This is a genomic window from Endozoicomonas sp. SESOKO3 (genome assembly GCF_024606255.1).
Genome location: NZ_JAHHPR010000799.1, coordinates 1 through 2,586, shown reverse-complemented (window position 1 = coordinate 2,586; position 2,586 = coordinate 1). Strand labels below are relative to the sequence as shown.

Here is a 2,586-nt window from a genome sequence, read left to right as displayed (position 1 = left end):
GACCAATTTATTGCAACCGCAGTAGGACAGCCTTAAGTCCGACAGGCTGCTAGTGCCTGTTGGTGTCGATGGATCAGTTTGCTTTCATTCTTCCTTCCAGAGTTCAGTGATTTTCGCAGTGTGGTAAAAACGACCATCATCTGACATGAAATTGGTAGTCACCAGAAAGCGGCTATCGGCACTGAAGCTGGCTGAGAGTACCGTGCCATCGTGACAGATAGTGATTTCTTTTTTCCATGATGCATCGTCTTTCAGGGTATGGATTTTTGCCTTCCTGTCCATAGTGAAGGTCACCACAAAGCGGCCATCGGTGCTGAAGGTGGCTGAACAAAAACAGACCCAATCTCTATGAAGGGTAGTGGTGTCTTCTTTCCATGATCCATTGTCATTGTGGCTATGAATTTTTGCCGCCCTGTCGATACTGGTGGTCACCATATGTCGGCTATCGGGGCTGAAGGTGGCTGAGAGGACTTTATGGTAGTGGTAGACAGTAATTTCTTCTTCCCATGATGCATCGGTCTTTTCGCCATAGATTTTAGCCGTATTATCGTCACTGGCGGTCACCAAGTGGCATCCATCGGCGCTGAAGGTGGCTGAGTTGATCCGATCTTCATGGGCAATGATGGCTTTTTTTAGCCATCGTCCGTTGTCCTGCTTGCCATAGATTTTAACCAGGTCATCCCTGCCAACAGTCATCACATGGCGGTCATCGGGGCTGAACCTGGCTGATTGGATTGGACCATCGCTGTCGATATGGCTGATGGTGAATTCTTTTTCCCATGACCCATCGTCCTGTTGGGCATAGATTATTGCCGTACAATCTTCACTGGCGGTCACCACACGGCGGGCATCGGGGCTAAATGTAGCTGAGTTGATAGCGTCATCATGGGAAATGGTGGCTTTTATTTTCCATGATCCATTGGCTGACCTGCCAGTGATTTTTAACACGTTATCTTTACCGACAGTCACCACATGGCGGTCATCGGAGCTGAAGGTGGCTGATTGGATCGGACCATTGTGGCTAATGGTGGCTTCTTTTTCCCATGGTCTATCGTCCTTTTGGGCAAAGATTTTTGCCGTACCATCTTCACTGGCAGTCACTATATGGTGGCTATCAGTGCTGAAGGTGGCTGAATTGACCTTGCCAGTATGTTGAACGGTCAGTTTTTTTGTCCATGATCCATCATCCTCTTGGCTAAAGATTTTCGCCTTGTGATCCGTACTGGCGGTTATTAAACGACAGTTGTCGCTACTGAAACTGGCTGATTTGACTGTACCATTGTGTCGGATAGTGACCTCTTCTTCCCATGATCCATCGGCCTTATGGCCATAGATTTTCGCTGTACAATCGTTACTGGCGGTCACCACACGACGGCTATCGGGGCTGAAGGTGGCCGAGTTGATCCTAAGGTCGTGGGGAATGTTGGCTTTTGTAATGGGGTGAATTATTTTTCTCAAGATATTGACGTACCGTGAGTCATCTGAAACCTTACTGTTGTGCCTGCAAAGTTGGACAAAATGGTACAAAGCTTCATAACCTGTTTCTGTCGTATTCCATTCCTTAACAGCTCTATTTGCACTGTCTAACGAATGACAATTGCCGTATTTTTTTAATAGCTTGTTTAAATTGTTAAGTTTTTCTTTTAAGTTATTTAATTCTGATCGACATACAGGGCAAGTTAAAACTGAAAGAGGAGGTAGCTCTCTTTGGAGCCACAGATTTAAACAAAGCACGTGAAAAATGTGATTGCATGGCGTTTTCACTAATCTTGCTGTACGTGAAAAGTGCTTACGACATATTGGGCACTCATTATCGGTAATTTGTGCATGTTTCACCTTATCCACTTTAAATGCATTATCGCGGAAAGCATTGATATTCATGTAATCATCCATTGTTTTCCTGGCAGGTACAGCGATGGCTCTACCCGCTCTGGTAAAGGATGGCGTACTTCCCAAACGCGTTTGATGATTACCACAGGATTGTCTTGTCTTTAATCCTTTTTGGCGCAGCACATTAGGCTGATGATTATGGGCGCGCCGCTTTGGTCTTGCTCCCTGCTGTGAGTATCCAGAGCCAGAGGCACTGTCGAAGCTATGAACTTGGTCGGTGGAACTGATTTCAGGCTCACGGGGTGAAGGGTCGGTATGCAACTGAATTAACCCTTCATTTAAGAAATGTTGTAATTCATGAAACGATGGGTGTTGGTGAAATTGCATAAAAGTATTTGAAAAAGAACTGGCAGATGTCAATGATTGTGCAGCAATTATAATCTCATGCGTTACCGCTGAATCTGATATTTGTCCTAACAGATGACGAATAAGTTCAAGTGGGTTTGAGTAGAACAGAAATAATTGAACGAAGTACTCAATAAAACAATATTTTTCAAATTGTCCTATAGGTGGCTGCTGGTCAGATTGATTGACCCTGTGGATTATATCCTGAACAATCTTATACAAAATATTCAGGTTGTTGTCGCCAGCTTTGGGAAGTGGTCGGTCAGGTGGAATGATCGGTCGTAGTGCAGACAGCTTGTCAGGGTCATTCAAAGTCCGTGTTTTATCGGTTGTAGCTTCTATCAACTGCTT

General features: G+C 44.9%; 1 protein-coding gene. It reads right to left on the bottom strand.

The features are described 5' to 3' along the window. Nucleotides 1-84 precede the first annotated feature (84 nt). The coding region (locus KDK18_RS14300) for an RING finger domain-containing protein (protein WP_257255608.1) at nucleotides 85-2,586 on the bottom strand (2,502 nt) is incomplete at its 5' end.